The organism is Singulisphaera rosea (genome assembly GCF_054877945.1).
This window is the reverse complement of record NZ_JBTYIP020000021.1, coordinates 112,139-127,960: the sequence shown is the minus strand read 5'-3', so window position 1 is coordinate 127,960 and position 15,822 is coordinate 112,139. Positions and strand designations below refer to the sequence as shown.

General features: G+C 64.7%; 12 protein-coding genes. 7 read left to right on the top strand and 5 right to left on the bottom strand.

Translation table 11 applies throughout. The annotated features are described in order from the left end of the window. Nucleotides 1–80 precede the first annotated feature (80 nt). Entirely contained in the window at nt 81–1,751 is a 1,671-nt protein-coding gene (locus ACYOEI_RS28470; RefSeq protein WP_462853045.1) for an ion transporter, read from the top strand. Nucleotides 1,752–2,022: 271 nt separating this feature from the next. Here ACYOEI_RS28470 and ACYOEI_RS28465 read toward each other — a convergent pair whose 3' ends face one another. Then, nucleotides 2,023–3,579, bottom strand: coding sequence for a thioredoxin domain-containing protein (locus ACYOEI_RS28465; protein WP_462853044.1), 1,557 nt, complete (start codon nt 3,577–3,579; stop codon nt 2,023–2,025). Nucleotides 3,580–4,388: 809 nt separating this feature from the next. Between ACYOEI_RS28465 and ACYOEI_RS28460 the strand changes: the two genes are divergently transcribed. The 4 genes from ACYOEI_RS28460 (at nt 4,389) to ACYOEI_RS28445 (ending at nt 8,579) form a co-directional block, all read left to right on the top strand. Beyond that, complete coding sequence (locus ACYOEI_RS28460; RefSeq protein WP_462853043.1) at nt 4,389–4,655, top strand: hypothetical protein; 267 nt, start codon at nt 4,389–4,391, stop codon at nt 4,653–4,655. A gap of 561 nt (nt 4,656–5,216) precedes the next feature. Beyond that, complete coding sequence (gene pabB / locus ACYOEI_RS28455) at nt 5,217–6,641, top strand: aminodeoxychorismate synthase component I (protein WP_462853042.1); 1,425 nt, start codon at nt 5,217–5,219, stop codon at nt 6,639–6,641. Then, entirely contained in the window at nt 6,638–7,486 is an 849-nt protein-coding gene (locus ACYOEI_RS28450; protein WP_462853041.1) for an aminotransferase class IV, read from the top strand. The genes pabB and ACYOEI_RS28450 overlap by 4 nt, the downstream gene beginning before the upstream one ends. Continuing rightward, the gene (locus ACYOEI_RS28445) at nt 7,470–8,579 is read left to right on the top strand and encodes a Nif3-like dinuclear metal center hexameric protein (protein ID WP_462853040.1); all 1,110 of its coding nucleotides are present in this window, start codon (nt 7,470–7,472) and stop codon (nt 8,577–8,579) included. The genes ACYOEI_RS28450 and ACYOEI_RS28445 overlap by 17 nt, the downstream gene beginning before the upstream one ends. A gap of 213 nt (nt 8,580–8,792) precedes the next feature. On the opposite strand, the gene ACYOEI_RS28440 is transcribed toward ACYOEI_RS28445, so the two are convergent. Then, the gene (locus ACYOEI_RS28440; protein WP_462853039.1) at nt 8,793–9,098 is read right to left on the bottom strand and encodes a hypothetical protein; all 306 of its coding nucleotides are present in this window, start codon (nt 9,096–9,098) and stop codon (nt 8,793–8,795) included. Nucleotides 9,099–9,683: 585 nt separating this feature from the next. Beyond that, nucleotides 9,684–10,679: a zinc-dependent alcohol dehydrogenase family protein gene (locus ACYOEI_RS28435; RefSeq protein ID WP_462853038.1), complete on the bottom strand. Its 996-nt coding sequence runs from the start codon at nt 10,677–10,679 to the stop codon at nt 9,684–9,686. A gap of 310 nt (nt 10,680–10,989) precedes the next feature. Between ACYOEI_RS28435 and ACYOEI_RS28430 the strand changes: the two genes are divergently transcribed. Together ACYOEI_RS28430 and ACYOEI_RS28425 are read left to right on the top strand one after the other, a co-directional pair. Continuing rightward, complete coding sequence (locus ACYOEI_RS28430; protein ID WP_462853037.1) at nt 10,990–13,554, top strand: DUF1549 domain-containing protein; 2,565 nt, start codon at nt 10,990–10,992, stop codon at nt 13,552–13,554. A gap of 47 nt (nt 13,555–13,601) precedes the next feature. Beyond that, nucleotides 13,602–14,954 (top strand): DUF1501 domain-containing protein, encoded by a 1,353-nt coding sequence (locus tag ACYOEI_RS28425; RefSeq protein WP_462853036.1) that lies wholly within the window; start codon nt 13,602–13,604, stop codon nt 14,952–14,954. 7 nt (nt 14,955–14,961) lie between these two features. Here ACYOEI_RS28425 and ACYOEI_RS28420 read toward each other — a convergent pair whose 3' ends face one another. Together ACYOEI_RS28420 and ACYOEI_RS28415 are read right to left on the bottom strand one after the other, a co-directional pair. After that, nucleotides 14,962–15,471, bottom strand: coding sequence for a DUF4112 domain-containing protein (locus tag ACYOEI_RS28420; protein ID WP_462853035.1), 510 nt, complete (start codon nt 15,469–15,471; stop codon nt 14,962–14,964). A 43-nt stretch (nt 15,472–15,514) separates the two neighbouring features. Continuing rightward, entirely contained in the window at nt 15,515–15,778 is a 264-nt protein-coding gene (locus ACYOEI_RS28415) for a GlsB/YeaQ/YmgE family stress response membrane protein (protein ID WP_462853034.1), read from the bottom strand. Nucleotides 15,779–15,822: the final 44 nt, after the last annotated feature.

The window sequence follows — 15,822 nt, the reverse complement described above, 5'->3', positions numbered from 1 at the left end:
CCGGCCGGCCGAGGCCCTTCCTTCGAGCCCCTTCCCCAGGTGGCGGAGGGCCGATCGTCTCTCTCGTTCACGAAGGATCGATGACCCAGCCCACCAAGACGAGACGGCCCCGTTCGGAACGCCTGATCGAGCTGATGGACAAGCCGCTCCTCGGCCTGGCCGTGCTCATGATGGTCCTCTATTTGTTCGACCTGCGGGGGCTGATCGACTGGGGCCGATCGGGCATGATCGCGCTGACGCTGTTCGTCGACACGATCTTCGTCTTCGACCTCGGCCTGAAGCTCTATGCCTTCGGGACGTCCTACGTCCAGACGCCCTGGTTCCTGATCGACCTCATTAGCTGCCTCCCGATGCTCGATGCGCTCGCGAATGGGGTCCACCCCTTGCGCGCCATCCGATTCGTGAGAGCGTTCCGCATCCTGAGAATCCTCAGGGGATTGAGGATCCTGCGGGCGCTCCGGTCGATTCCCGCGTTCGAGCACTTCGTCAAGGACGCCCCCGCCACGCGGAGCGAGAGACGGACCCACCACTTCATGAACGTGGGGCTCGTCGCGATGACGGTGACGGTCCTCGTCCTGATCGTGTTGATCCGGAAAGAGATGGAGACGAATTTCACCGACAAGGTCGACCGCGAGATCCGCAGCGAGCTGAGCGTGCCGCTCCTGAGGGCGCTCGGAGGGAGCCTACTCCCCCCCGACGACGAGAATTACATCACGAGGATGGCGAAGGTCGACGGCCGGACGCGCGAAGTCTACTTCGACATGCAGCACGTCGATGACCTCTCGGACCTGATCGAGTTCTTCGTAATCATCGGGATGATGCTCTCGATGCTCTTCTTGATGTACATCATTGCGTACCACCAACTCGACGTCACCCAGGCACAGCTGCGCGGGCTTTTGAACCTGGCGTTGCCGAAGCAGGTGGCCGAGCGGTTCATGGTGGATTCCTCGGCCTACACGAGGAAAAGCCGGATGCCGGCGACGATCGTCTTCATGGACTTCGTCGGCTTCACCCAGACGTGCGAAGGGCTGGCCCACGACCCGGACCGCCTCTCGAATCACCTCGAGGCCGCCATGGACCGGTTGGTCGGGGAGTTGGTGCGCCACGACCTGATCATCGACAAATTCATCGGCGACGCGATCATGAGCTTCCGCGGGGGGCCGATGGTCCCTGGCGACCCCGCCGAACACGCCTATCGCGCGGTGCGTTCGGCCCTGGCCAGCACGAAGGCGCTCGACTCGCTCAAAGACCCGTACTTCCACCGGGTCAAGATCGGCGGAGCCTCGGCCGATGACTGCCTGATCGGCGCCTTCGGCACGAGCGCGCGGCTAAGTTATACCATCCTGGGGGACGGCGTAAACCTGGCGGCCCGCCTCGAGCCGGCGAGCGCGCAATGCGGGACCCGGAACCTCTTTTGCGAGAAGACACGCCAGCTCTGCGCCAACCGTCCTGATCTCGTCTGGCGACGCTGGGGACGAATCCGAGTCGCCGGGAAGTCGGCCCCGCTGAACGTCTTCGAAGCCTTCGACCCGGAGGACCTCGGCGACGGCGCCTTCGTCGGCACATTCCACCGGGCCCTCGACGCCTTCGAGGCGAACGACTTCGACCGGGCCCGCGACCTCTTCGTCCTCGCCAATTCCCAGCGCCCCGATGGCGACGAGCCCAGCAAAGGTTACGTCCACTGGTGCGAGAAACTGCTCCTGGGCGGGCCACCGGTCGGCTGGGAGCCGGTTTTTGACACTCACAAATAAGGACGCTTAGATTTTAGGCCACGGGCAGGTTTATCCGCGGATTGAACACGGATGATTCGAAGCTTCCCGCCTACCAAGCAATCAAATCTAATAATATATAAAATATTTTAAATTTCTAAGATTTTTTATCCGTGTTTCATCCGTGTTCAATCCGTGGCTAAAAACAAAAATCGCAGGACAGGTCGACATTCGGCGGATGTCCAATGAAAGAGGACGCCGACAGGGAGCACCCCACCGACGTCCTCAAGAATCTTGCGCGTTAGGACCTGCCTCAGCGACTCGTCGGGCCAGCCCCGACCGGCTCGGCGTCGCTGGGTTCGGAGGGGAGGACCTGCACGGCCTTCCACCGACCGATCGGCGCGGACGAGCTTGGGGCGATCCGGTCTCGTTCCTCCGAACGACGACTCCGACGGACGGGTTCGTCGTCGAACGGGTCATTGTCCGCGGACTTGGAGAGCTTCAGGTCGGTGCTCTCCGCCTCGCCGTCTTCCGCCGGGAGCGACTTCGGGCTGATCCAGCCGTGCCCGACCGCCGTCGACCGGGTCTGGTTCTGGGCGACGGAGGGAGGGTTGATGCCGAGTCGCTCGGGAACCGGGATCGTGATCTCGTCCTGCGGTTCGGGGGACTGGGTCCGCACGATCGCCCTCGAGGTGTTCGAACCCGAACGCGACGGATTCCTGGCCAGGACCGGGCCACCGAGTGAAGTGCCTGGTTTGTAGAGCGCGGTCATTCCATTCCGATCGAGGATGGAATAGATCGACCTTGGGGTCGCGTAGAGGCCGACATCCCCCCGAGGTTCGGCGAAGTCGCAGACACCCGCGACAAATCGATCCTTCGTGTAGAGGCCGCCGCCCGAACGCCCTTGCTTGGGGGCGGACTTGCACTCGATGGCCTCGTACGACGGATTCCCCGCGAGGCCCCGGACGGTCGGGTTGAGGATCTTGGTCGTCCACGCGGTCGCGTCCTGTCCGAGGGAGCAGCCGACCGTCGTCATTTTCTCCTCGGTCCGGGGCACCCAGGTCGGGGGCACGACCCTCGACGCCGCGAGCCGACGGCCGGGTCGGATCCGGATCAGTCCGACGTCGCGTGCGAAGTCGTAGTCGATCGCCTGGCCATCGACCGTCTCGATCCGATGCACCTGCTGATGATTCGGACCGTCGAGCTTGCCGTCGAAGAGGTCGATGGCGATCCCGAGCGGGAATTTCGAGGGGGGGACCGGACGTTGCCCTTCCATCTTGAAAATGTGAGCACACGTCAAGATGATCGATTCTTCGGCCGTACTGTGGATGATCGTGCCCGAGCCGAACCCGATCATCCCGTTCCCCTGGATCTTGATGCGGACGACCGTCTCCCAGGGGAAGGGGTTCCGGGGCTCGGTGTCGACCACCTCTTCGGCGGTCGCGGGCTCCTCCTCCTCGGCCTGGACGTCCTCGCCGTTGGCCTCGGAGTCGCCATCGCCATCGCCATCGCCATTGTCCTCGCCCGCCGCGTCGGCGGGAGGGTTCGCCTTCGTTCGAGCGCTGCGGTAGAAGGTGGCGAGTTGCGAGGCGGGCTGCAACCCTTCGGTCCGGGCGAGTTCCCGGCCCGACGAATCTACAACAATGTAAGCCGGGACGCCCTTGATCTTGTAGCGGGCGGCCAGGTTGGGTGACTTGTCGACGTCGATCGACTTGATGGGATAGCCCTTATCGGCCAGGAGCCCGATCACCGGCCGCATCTGCTTGCACGGACCACACCAGGAGGCGTGGAAGTCCAGCAGGGTCGGCTCGCTGTTGTCACCGGTGTTGGGTGTGGCGATGAGGGCAAGAACAAGGGCGATGGTCGTCATGCCGCACGGACTCCTTTCCGCCAGGACAGCCCCTCGCCCCCTGTCGGGATGCCGGCGCACGCGGAGCGGGCCGGCACCCCCGTCGATTCAGGGGTACGGGTCGGGGAACTCATCGTTGTCCGGGTCGGTCGTCGCGAGTGGGGAGTCCGGACCGGCCACGCCTTCGAGCCTGAGGCCGAGGCGCAAACTCGGCCCGCACCCGAATGGGCGGCCACTCTGACCAAGAAAAGAGGGTGTAGTACGCGAAGTTGAGTGACGTGTCGGGGAGGGACCCCAACCCTTCCTTGGGCAGACCTCGCGTCGAGGACCCCACGCTTCGCCATCATGGCGTAACGTGTCCCGGCGGACGGCCCGTTCCTGTCACGGAGGGCGCCCGACGGTACCGTGATTTCCGCTCCCTCCCTGTACCATTTCGGCCCCGGGCTTCCAGCCGGGCCAGCTCCGAAATCGGAGGGGATCGCGTCCACCGCGGTACGCCCCTTTTACTTGGAGTCGACATGAAGTACCAGATCAGTTGTCGGCTTTTTCTCATGAACGTCTTCAACTTCTTTTCCGAAATAATGCTTCGACTTCCGGGCCCCAATTTCCCCCTTCCTCGACGTCGGGATCCGCCCAGGAATCGAGATTCGTGGATCGAAGGCGAAGGACGAATCGCGCGGCAGTGAGAGACCAATCCTCATCCCGTCCGACCATACCGATCTCCCGCGTCGGCAATCGTGACTTGTCGCCCTCCCAACCTGCCCGTACGATAGTCGCTTCGGAACGATTGCCGAGCGTTGCGTCATTCTCAGTCACCGCCGGAAGGGACCATGATCCCCACACCTCCCAAGCCGAAGTACACCCACGGGACTCGCCTTCGCATCACCCAGCATGTGCGGGTCGGACATCGCAAGTGGACGACCCAGGTCGTCGGGCGAGTCGAACTCGAAGGGTTCCGGCCCGTCGGCGGCATGGAGATGGGCGGGAAGGCCTCCTATTGCCAGCAGCCGACCATCCGCCTCCGTCGCGATGACGGCGAAGTCATCGTCGTCGCGCTCGATGACGACTCCGACATTCAGACTGTCAACGAATCGTGACCTGACCGCCTTCCTTTCAGTCGACGCCACCGAGCGGTCGCGGGCTTTCCGGATACGATTCCTCAAAGCCCTCCCCCTTGATGAGCCTCATACGGGCATTTGGCAGATGGTTTCCTTCACCGTCTCGCTCAAGCCTCTGTCCCGAAGCCCGGCTTTTTCTTAAGACCGGGTTGCCTCATGTCGCGAAATCGGTGCTGAGCTCCTTGTAGGGTGGGCACTGCCCAAAAGCATTCCGGGAGGCCCGGTAGACGTCGCCCAGCCATCGAATTGCGAATGGAGCGCGTCGATGTCTTTCCGGCCTGCAATCGTCACCGGGAAAGGCTGGTGGGCAATGCCCACCCTTCGGGATGACTTCGGCACCTATCTCGCCCCATGAGTCAACCGGCTTTCTGACACCATCAGCGCCGACACCCCTCACCGGGCTAATGTCGAGGACTACCAAGGCATCCGATTTCGTTGGTCCGATGCCGAATGGAATCGTCCTCAGATCGTGCGTCGGATCCTGGAGCCTAGAATGGAGCCAGGAGACGGCGACTTCGAGTGGTTCTGATGAGGAGTTCCGTGGCCATCGCTTCTCGGTCCCCGATCCATGCCAAGCTGCCACGACTCTCGGCCGACGTCCTTACGCGAACGATCGGCAACTGGCCGCGACCGGCCTTACTCGAGAGCGGACTGGGGTTCGGACGTTCGGGGCGTTGGAGCTTCTACGCAGCCCGCCCTCGGCTGGTTTTCGAGGCAACGGGTGACCGTTGGACGATCCGCCAAGACTTGCAGACCGAGCTCGGCTCGGGGGACGTCCTGAACGTCCTGGGACGACTCCTCGATCGATTCGGACTTTCCGAGCCGTCCGATTTCGACGAATCGGAGCATCCTCCGTTCACGGGGGGATTGATCGGTTTCTACGGATACGACCTCGCCCCAAGCCTCGAGCGACTTTCCCGTCGGATCGCCCGAGACTCACGCCTCCCGGACATTGCGTTCTCGCTCTACGACACGGTCGTGACGCTCGACCACGCCTCGGGACAGGCGGACCTCTGGTCGCACGATTTTCTCGGAGAAGGGGAGGGTGCCCTCCAAGGTCGACTCGACGATTGGCGGCAGGCCCTCGAGGGAATCGAGATTCCCAAGGAACCGCCGAGGAGCGAGCTCGGGGACATCGAGAGCAACTTCACTCGTGAGGAATACCTCGACGCCGTCCGTCGGATCCTCGAGTACATCGCGGCGGGCGACATCTTCCAGGCGAACCTCTCGCAGAGGTTCACCGTTCGAGGTAACCCAGAACCGCTCGACCTCTACCTGGGTCTGAAGGCGCAGAGCCCGGCCCCGTTTGCGGCCTACCTGCAGTGGGACGACCTCGCCGTCGTGAGCGCAAGTCCTGAGTGGTTCTTCGAGACTCGAGGCGACCGGCTCGTCACCAGGCCGATCAAGGGGACTCGACCTCGCGGCCACTCGCCGGACGATGATGCCCGACTCGCAACCGAGCTCGCGACGAGCGTCAAGGATCGCGCCGAGTTGACGATGATCGTCGACCTCGAACGGAACGACCTGGGACGAACCTGTCGCTTTGGGACGGTCCGGGTCCTCGACCCGCTGACCGTCGAGAGTTTCGCGCAAGTGCACCACCTCGTGGCCACCGTCGAGGGCCAACTCCGGGCGGGTGCGGGACCGATCGAGGTCATCCGGGCGATGTTCCCTGGCGGGTCGATCACCGGGGCTCCCAAGATCCGCGCGATGGAGATCATCGACGAACTCGAACCGACCCGTCGCAGCCTCTACACAGGGGCCATCGGCTACTATGGGCGTGGGGGGACCAGCGCGTTCAACATCGCGATCCGGACCATGCTCGTCGAGGGCGATCGAGTCAGTTATCAGGTTGGTGGGGGAATCGTCGCCGACTCGGATCCTGAGGCCGAGTATCTCGAGACCCTCGCCAAGGGCCGGGGACTTCGGGAGGTCCTCGAAGCGAGAGGAGGGGCGAACCTTTGACAAGCCTCTGGGTCGGCGGCCGGGTCGTCCCTTCCGACAGCCTGGCGATTAGGGTTCATGATCGCACGTTCGAGCATGGGCTCGGCCTGTTCGAAACCCTACGCACCTGGAACGGTCGCGTACCGCTCCTCAGACGGCATCTTGCGAGGATGTCGCGATCGGCCGAGGAGCTCGGAATACCGCTCGACCGGAATGCGCTGCCGAACGCCTCCGCGATCGCCGAGCTCTTGCACGCGAACCAGATCGCCGGGGAGGCTCTGATCCGGATCAGCCTGTCCGGAGGACGATCCAGCAACAAGGGCTCGACCCTCTGGATGTCGGCGAATCCACTCCGGCTCGCGGCAACGTCGGACGGTCTGACGGTGGACGTGGGGGGATGGGACGTTGTCCGGAATGATCCGCTCGCCCGGCACAAAACCTTGAATTACTGGCGGCGTCGAATCGTATTCGAGTCGGCCCAACGCTCCGGATTCGACGAGGCGTTGAGCACGACCGACGACGGAAGGGTCTGGGAAGGGAGCCGAACGAACCTGTTCTGCGTCCAGGGGACGACGCTCCGCACCCCCACGCTCCTCGGGCCGCTAGTCCCCGGTATTATGAGGGCCGTCCTGCTGGAGTTGGCCGCAGACCAGGCTCTCGAAGTCATTGACGATGGCGAGCTGACCCGAGACGAGCTTCGACAGGCCGACGAAGTGTTCCTCACCAATTCCGTCCGCGGGATTCGGTCGGTCTCTCGCATGGACGGGCGGACCTGGGAAAAACCAGGCTCCTGGGCGCAGCAACTATCGGCGGTGCTTTCCGATCGGATGCAGATTGAGGAGGTTCGAGATGAGTTCGGTCGCTGACGTCGTGAGCTGGCTCGAAGGCTTCGCACCGAGCCGGATTGCCGAGAGCTGGGACAACGTGGGCTTGCTCTGGGGCGATCCGGGCACCGCGGTCTCACGAGTCATGACGTGCCTCACCGTAACCCCCGACTCCGCCCGCGAAGCGATCGATTCGAAGGCCGAACTGATCGTCAGCCATCACCCGGTCCTGTTCAAGGCCGTGAAGCGTGTCCGGGCGGACCACGTCGAGACCGGCTTTCTCTGGGACCTCGCCCGAGCCGGGGTGTCGATCGCAAGCCCTCACACCGCGTTCGACAATACGCGAGACGGGATCAATGACGGCCTCGCCAGACGCCTGGGGCTAATCGACGTCACGACCTTGCGTCCCTCGCCGGGGGCTTCGAGCTTTAAAACGATCGTCTTCGCTCCTCGAGAGAGCCGAGACGCAATCCTCTCCGCCGCTTTCGCGGCCGGTGCCGGACGGATCGGAGCCTATGAGGAATGCTCGTTCACGTCTCGAGGTGTCGGTACGTACTTCGGGACGGCCGACGCGAACCCGACCGTCGGCCAGGCGGGGCGGAGGGAGTCGGTCCGCGAATCGAGGATCGAGCTGCTCTGTCCCGGCGAACGACTCGCGAACATCCTCGAGGCGATCCGGGCGAACCACCCGTACGAGGAACCCGCAACGGACGTCTACCCGCTCCATCCAACTCCCGATAACGCCGGGGCCGGCCGGCTCGGGCGTCTCGCTGAAACGACGTCACTCGGCGCGTTCGCGTCCCTCGTCGCGAGGCTCCTAAACACCACGGCCGTCCAGTACGTGGGATCGGAAGACCGTCGTGTCGAGCGCGTCGCGATCGTCTGCGGGGCCGGGGACGACTTCCTCCCCGATGCCGCGAAGGCTGGCGCCGACGCCCTCCTCACCGGCGAATCTCGGTTCCACCGGGCACTCGAGGCGGACTCTCGGGGGATTGGCCTGGTCGTCGCGGGGCATCATGCCACGGAACGCCCGGGGGTCGAAGAACTCGCCGGCCGAATTGCTGCAGCGTTTCCCCATCTCGAAGTCTGGGCCAGCCGTCTCGAGAAAGACCCGCTCCGGCCCGCGATCCTTTGATCTGGGTCTTGTGACCTTCGCACCTAACGGCTCGAGAAGCAGAACCGCGCAGCGAGGAGGGCCAGCAACGGTTCTCGTCCGAGATCCGCCAAAAAAAGAACCCCCAGAGGTCGCCTGGGGGTGAAGGAAGTTGTCGGATTAGACCAACGGGGGCCCATTTCGCCGACCGAGCGAAAGGCTCGGGGCCACGGGTCCGAAACCGATCGCCTCGACTCAGGGGTTGGTCACGACGGGTTCGGTCGAATCGCCAGCACCCGCTTTGCCGCCGCGGGTCGCGGGGACGGCGAGGTAGGTCTGGTGCTCCCACTGGCCGGCCCACGCTTGCCCGGCCCAACGCTGGAGCGAGATCGCGCGAACGGTCGGACGATCTTCGTCGCGGATCACTTCGCCCCACGCCCCGGCGTAGGCCGCCCGGACCTGGGAGGAACTCTCGCCGACGCAAAGCAGACGCTCACCACCCGGCGCAAGACACGCAACGGCACGCCAATCCTGGGCGCCGGTGGATTCAGATATACTCATTTTTCAGGATTTCCCCGCCCGACGTGCATCGTCCCGGAGAGACTCGGCAAAGGACCGAGGTCGGACGAACCGTCAGGACTTCGATGAGCAAGAAAGATCACGGTTCGGATGTCAAAGGGACCGCCCGCCAGGCCGGCGAACCGGTGGATCTTCCGTGAATACGATCATACGTCCTCGATCTCCCCGGCCCAAAAACTTCGACTCACCGGGCCTCCCGAAGTCATCAGGAACCGAACCGAGGCCGCAGGAGGGCGTGCGAAGGAGACGAGTACAGGGACTCGGGGGGGAAGACCGTTCGAGCAAGAATCGGTCCGGCGAGACTCAGTACGACGGAGCAACAAGGCCGATCCACAACCTCTCAGGATTGTACAGCCCGGGACCCTCCAGGGCGAATGAATTCCGCGAAAAATCGCGGTGCGTCGATGCTTAAGTCCGCAACTTGCCGATTCCGCAAAGGTGAAGCCCTCAAGACCTTCTCGACCGTCGGACCGATGTCCCGGGGGCCTCTTAGGCTGGCAAGAACCCTCGCCAACCCGGGTCGATTTCCACGTGGTCAGGGTCAATCGTACCGACCCTCCAAGTCACTCAGTCTGCTCCGATCCTGAGCAAGATCTTGCCGCCCCGACCGACCGCTTCGGCCTGCCGGGCGGCGTCGGCGACCGACTCAAGGGGGAAGGACGGGCCAACCTCGGTCGCCAACACGCCTGCGCGGATGAGCTCGGCAATCTCTCGAAAAAGGCGCAAGGCGGCCGGGATGCTCCGCCCTCGCATCCAATGTCCAAGCCAGAACCCCTCGATGATACGTTTCCCCGCGATCACGGAGCGAGAGTCGATCTGGAGCGGTTCCTGGGACAACGATCCGTACACGAGCAGACGCCCCCCTTCGCCGAGCGAGCGGAAGAGGCCGGTGCCGGTCTCGCCGCCGACCGGGTCGATCGCATACGCGACGCCGGCCGGACCGACCACGTTTCGGACCTGAGTCTCGATCGGCCCGTCGGAGGTCGAGAGCACGACGTCCGCCCCGAGAGCTTTCAGTTCGGCGATCGCCTCGTGCCTCCTCACCACATTGATCGTCCGGAAACCGTCGTGCTGGCCTAGCCGGATGATCATCTTTCCCAGCACCGAGCCGGCCGCCGACTGGAGGAGCCAGGCTCCTTTAGGTACCGCCAGAATATGCCGGACCATCGCGAGGACGGTCGCGGGGTTCACGAAGAAGGAGGCCACCTGCTCGTCGGGGATGTCGGAGGGGACAGGCCTGGCCTGTCGGGCCGGGATCACGGCGTATTCGGCCCAGTTCCCCCCCTTGTGGTTGATGACAGTGACCCGCTTTCCTTTGGCCAGCCAGCCGAGAAGTCCCCGCCCAGCCTTGTCGACCACCCCGACCCCCTCGAACCCGGGCGTGGCCGGGAGCGTCGGGAGGACTCCGTAGAGCCCACGTACCACCAGCAAGTCCGAGGGGTTGACCGGGCTGGCGATCATCCGCACCCGCACTTCGCCCGGCCCCGGTTCCGGGATGGGTTGCTCGCGGACCTGGAGGACATCCCCGGGCTCGCCGAACCGATCGAACACGATGGCTTTCATGGTTGCCTTTTTCGACTTGGGCAATGTCCGGCCTCGACAAGGTAAGGTCGCAGTTCGGCCCCTGCATGATGCCCCGGAAAGAGTAATGTCCGGATCGAGGCGACGCCAACCCTATTTGATCGCCGAAGCATTGGGCAAATTTTCCTCGTCCGCACAGTTTGGTACTCCTGAACGCGGGAGGTGTGGATCCGATTTTCTCGACGCCCGACTTGCCTCGAGCATCTTACTCGATTAGGATCAGGGGAGGGCATCGACGTTTGTCGTTTTCCCGCATTTCGGCCCTTCGACGAGGATGGGGGAGGGTGCTTTCATGGCCCATTCCGGGTTCCGATCGGTCGTGTTGTTCTGCGTGACGGCCGGGGCCGTTGGTTGCTCGAAGTCGACCTCCCCCACACCCACTCGGGTGTTGCCAGCCAAGACGACCACGGACGCCTCTCATCCGACCCAACCACAAGCCGTGACGACGGAGCAGGGGGCCGCCGCTCCGAAAGCCCCCACCGCACCGGCGAGCCCTCCCCTCGTCGTCAGCCCGGCCTCGACCATCATCGCACCGGGCGACCAGGGCCTGCAGTTAACGGCACGGACTTCCGCCGACGCGGACCGGCGTGACCTGACCACCGAGGTGGCCTGGAGCGTTGAACCGGCCGGCGTCGTAGTCGTCGAAGCCAATGGCTATTTAAAGCCGCTAGCTTCGGGCCGGGCCAAGATCCATGCCCGTTGGAAGGACGCATCGACCTCGGCCGAGGTCGAGGTCCTGCCGACGTCCGAGCGCCCGTGGGACTTCGGCGAGGATATCGTGCCGATCCTGACCCGGTCCGGGTGCAACACCGGCGGCTGCCACGGCAGGGCGGACGGCCAGAACGGATTCCACCTCTCGCTTTTCGGCTACGATGCCCCCGGCGATTATCGCTCGATCACCCGGGACGCGGCGGGGAGGCGAATCTCTCGGCTCGCCCCGGAGCAAAGCCTCTTGCTGCAGAAGGCGACCGGAAGCGTCCCGCATGTGGGCGGCCTCAGGATCGCTCGGCTGTCGCCGGAATATCAGACCGTCCGCGGCTGGATCGCGGCCGGGGCCCCGTTGAGTCTCGGGAAGACTCACGGTGAGTTGGTCCGCCTCGAGGTCGAGCCTGCGGACATCCGCCTCGGCGAACCCGGTCCCCAGCAGATTCGGGCGACCGCGCACTATGCTGACGGCCATCGCCGGGATGTTACCCGACTCGCGACGTTCCGCGTCAATGACGACTCGGCCGCGACCATCGACGCCCGGGGGAAGGCGGTCCTTCTCCGACGCGCCGAGACCGACTTGATCGTCCGCTACCAATCCCAGGTTGTGAGCACGCGACTCGCCACCCTGATCAACCCCGACCTCGCGTACGACTTCGCGAAACGACCGCGACGGAACTTCATCGACGACGAGTTGTTCAAGCGCCTCGAATCGCTCAAGGTCCCGCCGAGCCCGAGGTCGAGCGACTCCGCCTTCTTCCGGCGGGCCTCCCTCGACCTTGTCGGCCGCCAGCCCACTCCCGAGCAGGTCCGGCAGTTCCTCGCGTCCGACGATCCCGACAAGCGCATCAAGCTGATCGACCGGCTCCTGGAGGACCGCGACTTCGTCCGGTTCTGGCGGATCAAATTTGGGGACATGTTCCAGGTCAGCACGACCCGCCAGGGGAACGGGGCCTCCAGGTTCCAGGATTGGATCGACACCTGTTTGCGGGATAATACGCACTGGGACGTCATGGTCCGCACCCTCCTGACGGCGGTCGGAGCGCCCGAGGAGTTCGGCAACGGCGCGGCCAACTACGCACTCGACGGGCCCGACGCCAAGACGCAGGCCGAGCAGTCCGCCCAGCGGTTCCTCGCGCTCCGGATGCGCTGTGCCCAGTGCCATGATCATCCGTTCGACGTCTGGACCCAGGACGATTACTTCGGGCTCGCCGCTTTCTTCGCCAAGGTCCAGAGGACCGGGGGGGGCGGCGGTGGGATGATGGGCAAGACGGTGATCAAGGTCGATCCGAAGGGCCAGGTCGAGCACCTGCGTACCAAGGCCCCGGCCTCGCCTCGGCTCCTGAACAAGCAGGCGGTGACCGTGGCCGAGAAGGACGACCCACGCAAGGCGCTCGCCGATTGGATGACCGCGCCGGAGAACCCGTACTTCGCCCGGGCGATGGCGAACTGGACCTGGGCCCAGTTCTTCGGCAAGGGCCTCGCCGACCCGCCCGACGACCTGAGCCGCGCGAACCCGCCCGTCCACCCCGAGTTGCTCGACGCCCTGGCCAGGCACTTCGTCGCCTCGAAATATGACTTCCGCGACTTGATCCGCACGATCGCCACGTCGGAGGCCTACGGCCTCTCCTCGGGAACGATCCCGGGGAACGAACACGACGAGCGTCTGGTCTCACACCAGATGGCCCGTCCGCTGAGCGCCCACCAGATGGCCGATGCCCTTGCACAGGCGACCGACGTCGTCAATCAGTATCCGAATCGGGCGCTCGGGACTCGGGCGATCGACGTGGCCGACCCGTCCACCGCGAGTTCGATCCTCGACACCTTCGGACGATGCCCCCGGGCCATCGGGTGTTCCTCGGTCGCGACCCCGTCCTTGAGCCTGAGGCAGTCGCTGCTGCTGATCGGCGGCGATACCATCGAAGGCAAAATCTCACATCTCAACGGCTACCTCGCCAACCTTCTCGAGCTCAGCCCAGAGCCCGAAGAGATCGTCGAGAACCTCTACTACCGGACCGTCTGCCGCCCGCCGACGGCCGAGGAACTTTCGCACTGGACGGCGGAGTTGAAGCAGTCGACCACGCCCCGCGAGACGGCCGAGGATCTCTTCTGGGCGCTCCTGAATTCCCGCGAATTCGCGTTCAACCATTGACCTTGATTCCGATCGACGGTCCTGGAACCCCCTGGGGAGACCCGAACATGACCGCTCCCGCGAACGCCATCCCTTGTCGAGGCCCGAGCCGCCGCTCCTTCCTGCGGGCCGGGCTCTTCGGTGTCTGCGGCCTCGGACTTGGCGACCTCCTCCGACTCCGATCGTTCGCGAACGGGACGGGGACGAACTCGACCACCCGGGCCAAGAACTGCATCCTGATCTGGCTCGCCGGCGGCCCCTCGCATATCGACACTTTCGACCCCAAGCCGGACGCCTCGGTCGACATCCGAGGCGAATTCAAACCGATCGACACGGCCATCCCCGGCGTGAGAATCAGTGAAGTCTTTCCCAATCTCGCCCGGGTACTCGACCGCACCACGTTGATCCGGAGCGTGACGTCGCCCGAGGCCGATCACGACCGTGCGGCCCACCACCTGCTGACCGGGTATCGTCCCAACCCCGCGCTCGTCTACCCGAGCTTCGGGAGCGTCGTGTCCAAGACCCGGGAATCGGGCCGAGGCCTGCTCCCGCCCTACGTCGCCGTCCCCGATGCGCCGCTGTTCTCGTCGAGCGGGTACCTGACGCCGGCCTACGACCCGTTCGTCGTCTCGGGGGACCCGAGCCAACCGGGCTTCCGGGTCAACAACCTGACCCCGCCGGACCGGGTTACCCTCGATCGACTCCGTCGTCGTCGGGCGATGGTCCACACCCTCGACAACTTCGCGCACGACGTCGCCCCGACCACGCTCTCGACCAGTCGTGATCATTTCGCCGACCAGGCCTACGACCTGTTGACCTCGAGTGCCGCGCAGTCGGCGTTCCAGATCAACCGCGAGTCGGACTTGGTCCGCGACCGTTACGGCCGGAACCCGTTCGGTCAGTCGTGCTTGCTCGCAAGGCGCCTCGTCGAGGGCGGGGTTTCCTTCGTGACCTTGAACGATCGCGGCATGGGCCCGCTCGGCTGGGACACCCACGCCCAGAACTTCCCCACGATCAGGAACACGCTCGCCCCCCCGCTCGATCAGGGGGTCTCCGCGCTCATCCGCGACCTCGAGGAACGGGGTCTCCTCGACGAGACGCTCGTGGTCATGATGGGCGAGTTCGGGCGCACTCCCAAAATCAATGGGAATGCGGGTCGCGACCACCACGGCCGCGCCAACTGCGCCCTCCTCGCCGGGGCGGGGATCCCTCGAGGGACGGTCATCGGGCGGACCGACTCCAAGGGCGACTCTCCGGCGGATCGACCCGTCACGCCGGCCGACCTTGCCGCGACCCTGTACTCGGCGGTCGGCATCGACCCGAATCTCCAGATGCAGGCACCCGACGGGCGATTGCTCCGTCTCGTCGACAACGGCAACCCGCCCAAGGAATTGTTGAGCGCAATCGCCGCGAGTGCCTGAGCCGCGTTCAGCCCGAAGTACGCTCGAAGAGCCAGCGAACGACGGTCACGAAGCCGACGATCACGAGCACCAGCGCGAGGATCAGGGCCGCCGCGATCGACGTCAGGAAGAGAATCGAGGGGCGAGTGTCGGCCTGGGTTTCCAGCCGACGCGCCTCTTGAACCTGGTTGAGGAGCTGGAGGTTCCTCGTATTCGCCTTGAACGCGACGTCGAAGAGGTCGCCGAGGATCGGCAAGGCTCCGAGCGCGGTATCGAGCAGGACGTTGGCCGCCATCCTGGCCGCGATCGGCTTCGGCACCCGGAAGCGATAGAGTGCGACCAGGACGATCCCGATCTGGACGACCCCGGTCATGATGTCCCCTGCGCCCGGGAAGAGCCCGAGGATCGCGTCGAGCCCGACGCGGATCCGGGTCCCCGGGATCTGGAAGGCACGGTCCATCAGCCAGGCGAGTTGCTCGAGTCCGGCGGTCTCGGCACGAGAGGCGGGGGGTTCGAGCGTGGTCTTGGTCGGTCTCACGGGCCATCACCTTCGGAAGAGTGTTCCGGTCGACGAGACTCGCTCAGTGGAGCGACCGGGCTTGCTTGCTGAAGAACCCCAACGTCAGCAGGAGAACGGAACCCAGGATCGACAAGAGCCATCCGCCAGGCTGATAAGGCGAGGTCTCAAGTCGGAGGACGTACGCGATTCCCCCGCCGACGAACGACCCGACGACGCCCAGGAGCGTCGTCGATACCAGGCCCATCCGGTCCGGCCCGGGATGGAGCACCCGGGCGATCGCCCCCGCCACGATACCGAAGACGATCCATCCGATGATATTGCCCATCACTAAACTTCACCTCTTGGTATCACGTTCTCCGGCCGATTGTG

Coding starts and splice junctions, on each gene's coding strand:
- ACYOEI_RS28470 (WP_462853045.1), top strand. CDS start 81: ATGACCCAGCCCACCAAGACGAGACGGCCCCGTTCGGAACGCCTGATC.
- ACYOEI_RS28465 (WP_462853044.1), bottom strand. CDS start 3,579: ATGACGACCATCGCCCTTGTTCTTGCCCTCATCGCCACACCCAACACC.
- ACYOEI_RS28460 (WP_462853043.1), top strand. CDS start 4,389: ATGATCCCCACACCTCCCAAGCCGAAGTACACCCACGGGACTCGCCTT.
- ACYOEI_RS28445 (WP_462853040.1), top strand. CDS start 7,470: ATGAGTTCGGTCGCTGACGTCGTGAGCTGGCTCGAAGGCTTCGCACCG.
- ACYOEI_RS28440 (WP_462853039.1), bottom strand. CDS start 9,098: ATGAGTATATCTGAATCCACCGGCGCCCAGGATTGGCGTGCCGTTGCG.
- ACYOEI_RS28435 (WP_462853038.1), bottom strand. CDS start 10,679: ATGAAAGCCATCGTGTTCGATCGGTTCGGCGAGCCCGGGGATGTCCTC.
- ACYOEI_RS28430 (WP_462853037.1), top strand. CDS start 10,990: ATGGCCCATTCCGGGTTCCGATCGGTCGTGTTGTTCTGCGTGACGGCC.
- ACYOEI_RS28425 (WP_462853036.1), top strand. CDS start 13,602: ATGACCGCTCCCGCGAACGCCATCCCTTGTCGAGGCCCGAGCCGCCGC.
- ACYOEI_RS28415 (WP_462853034.1), bottom strand. CDS start 15,778: ATGGGCAATATCATCGGATGGATCGTCTTCGGTATCGTGGCGGGGGCG.